A 2,606-nucleotide genomic window follows, 5' to 3' on the forward strand; every position below is an offset into this window, starting at 1 on the left:
CTGAAGCATGGGCCGATCGCGCTGATCGACGAAAACATGCCGGTCATCGTCATCGCGCCGCACGACCGCTTCTTCGACAAGACGGTCTCGAACATGCAGGAAGTTGCCGCTCGTGGCGGGCGCATCATTCTTATCACGGACGAGATGGGCGCTGCCGCGTCGAAGCTCGACACGATGCATACGATCGTGTTGCCGAACGTCGACGAGGTCATCGCGCCGATGATCTTCGCGTTGCCGATCCAGCTTCTTGCCTATCACACGGCCGTCTTCATGGGCACCGATGTCGATCAGCCGCGTAACCTGGCCAAGTCGGTAACCGTCGAATGATCATCCGGCCGGAGCGGAGCGACGATCATGAGGCGATCCGCGATGTGACCGCGGCCGCCTTTGCCGGTCATCCGCATAGCGACCAAACGGAACCGCTCATCATCGAGCGGCTGCGCGCCGCCGGCGCGCTTGCCCTGTCGCTTGTTGCGGAAGACGCGGGTGAAGTGATCGCTCACATCGCTTTTTCGCCGGTGACGATCACCCCCTCCGCCGCCGGGTGGTACGGGCTTGGTCCGGTTTCGGTGCGGCCGGATAGGCAAGGGCGCGGCGTGGGCAGTGCGCTCATCCGCCAAGGCCTTGATATGTTGCGGAAATCGGGTGCGGTGGGCTGCGTCGTCGTCGGCGAGCCGGAGTTATACCAAAAGTTCGGCTTTCGACATGAAAGCACTCTTGTTTTTCCGGGTTGTGCGCCGCAATATTTTCTAGTTCTGATCTTGTCGGAAACGACGGTTTCCGGCAATGTCGCGTATCATCCGGCCTTTGGGCCGATGTGAAGAATTGATGGCAACGGCATGACGGAAGGCTCCAAAAGCGGCATCATAGCGGCCCGGCTGCGCAACTATTTCCTTACCGGGCTCATCATCTGCGCACCCGTGGCAATCACGGTCTGGCTGGTTCGCTCCTTTATCGAATGGGCGGATAGCTGGGTGAAACCTTACCTGCCGAACTTTTATAATCCCGACACCTATTCGCCCGTTGCCATACCCGGTTTTGGCCTCCTCGTTGCTGTGATCGTCATAACACTCGTCGGGTTTATGACGGCGAATCTCGTAGGACGGTCGATCGTCGCTTTCGGCGAGTCGCTCCTCAACAGGACGCCACTTGTCCGCACGATCTACAAGTCGCTCAAGCAGATTTTCCAGACCGTTCTCCAGGAGCAGTCTTCGTCCTTCAAAAAGGCAGGGCTGATCGAGTATCCGAGCCCGGGCCTTTGGTCGCTGGTATTCATCGCGACCGACGTCAAGGGTGAAATCGCCGCGAAATTTGATGAGCGGGGCATGGACATGGTCACGGTTTTCCTTCCGCCCACGCCGATCCCGACGGCCGGGTTTCTGCTGTTCGTGCCGCGCGAGAAAATCATACCGCTTCAGATGAGTGCCGAGGACGCGGCCAAACTCCTCATTTCCGGCGGCCTAGTCGCGCCCGACTACAAGCCGCTCGCCAACGCGCCGCGACCGATCCCCCATCAGAAGAGCGCCTAGAACACGCCTTTCCGAAATTGCTCTAGAGTCGGTCAGCGTTAAGCTGAATCGAAACAGGATTCCCTTTTTGTTGGGATTGTGATTCAAGATCATTGCTGGTGAGGAGGCCAGCAATGATGGCGCGACCTCTTTCTCTTGATTTACGCCAGCGCGTCGCCGCCGCTTTGGCCGGAGGCATGACGGTGCGGGCGGCCGCCTTGCGCTTTGGGATATCGGCGGCGACGGCGGTGCGGATCGGCCAGCTCGACCGGTCCGGCCGCGGTTTGGCGCCGGCCAAGATGGGGGGCCATGTCAAACCCATGCTGCGGGGCGCGGCGGCCGATGAGGTTCACCGCCGACTGGCGGCCAAAACCGATTGGACGGTGCGGGCGCTTGCCGCCGATCTGAAGGCGGCCGGGATCGATGTCTCGCATGACACCGTTTGGCGGTTTCTGCGCCGCGAAGGCAAGACATTTAAAAAAAACGCTGATCGCCAGCGAGCAGGACAGGCCGAAGGTGGCGCGCTTCCGAAGCCGCTGGAAGACCCATCAACATCGACTTGATCCGCGCCGCCTGGTGTTCGTTGACGAAACCTGGGTCAAAACCAACATGACGCGCAGCCGCGGCTGGTGTCAGCGCGGCCAGCCGCTGATCGCCAGAATACCGCATGGCCATTGGAAGACGCTGACCTTCCTCGCCGGGCTGCGTCACGACCGCATCGTCGCACCCTTCGTGCTCGACGGCCCGATCAACGGCATTGCCTTCACCGCCTGGGTCGAGCAATGCCTGGCGCCAACCCTCAACCCCGGGGATATCGTCATCCTCGACAATCTCGGCAGCCACAAGGGCAAGCCGGCGCGCAGCGCCATCCGCGACGCCGGCGCCCATCTGTTCTTCCTGCCGCCCTACAGCCCCGACCTCAATCCGATCGAGATGATGTTCGCCAAACTCAAGACCCTGCTGCGCAAGGCCGACGAGCGTAGCGTCGAGGCGACATGGCGGCGCGTCGGCGAAGCTCTCAAGGCGTTCAGCCCGCACGAATGCGCCGCCTATCTCAGGCATGCAGGATACGTTTCAACGTAGGTCTGACAGACTCTA

The 2,606-nt window shown here is 61.1% G+C and carries 4 protein-coding genes; all 4 read left to right on the forward strand.

Annotated elements, in window-relative coordinates:
• Positions 1-327, forward strand: a 327-nt coding sequence (locus GHK62_RS11695) for an SIS domain-containing protein (RefSeq protein WP_153439241.1), incomplete at its 5' end; no start/stop codon positions are given.
• Complete coding sequence (locus GHK62_RS11700) at positions 324-821, forward strand: GNAT family N-acetyltransferase (RefSeq protein WP_153439243.1); 498 nt, start codon at positions 324-326, stop codon at positions 819-821. The genes GHK62_RS11695 and GHK62_RS11700, both read left to right, overlap by 4 nt.
• A gap of 18 nt (positions 822-839) precedes the next feature.
• A complete protein-coding gene (locus GHK62_RS11705; protein WP_153439245.1) occupies positions 840-1,529 on the forward strand; it encodes a DUF502 domain-containing protein in 690 nt (229 codons plus the stop codon).
• A gap of 116 nt (positions 1,530-1,645) precedes the next feature.
• Positions 1,646-2,591, forward strand: a protein-coding gene (locus GHK62_RS11710; protein WP_167528167.1) for an IS630 family transposase whose coding sequence is annotated in 2 segments (ribosomal slippage) — positions 1,646-1,984 and positions 1,986-2,591 — 945 coding nt in all. Because the reading frame shifts where the segments join, the coding sequence is not laid out codon by codon here.
• The last annotated feature ends 15 nt before the right edge of the window (positions 2,592-2,606 follow it).

This window comes from Sinorhizobium terangae (assembly GCF_009601505.1).
Classification (GTDB): Bacteria; Pseudomonadota; Alphaproteobacteria; order Rhizobiales; family Rhizobiaceae; genus Sinorhizobium; species Sinorhizobium terangae.

Excerpts from the sequence above, each read along its gene's own strand:
- GHK62_RS11700 (WP_153439243.1), top strand. The coding sequence starts at position 324 with ATGATCATCCGGCCGGAGCGGAGCGACGATCATGAGGCGATCCGCGAT.
- GHK62_RS11705 (WP_153439245.1), top strand. The coding sequence starts at position 840 with ATGACGGAAGGCTCCAAAAGCGGCATCATAGCGGCCCGGCTGCGCAAC.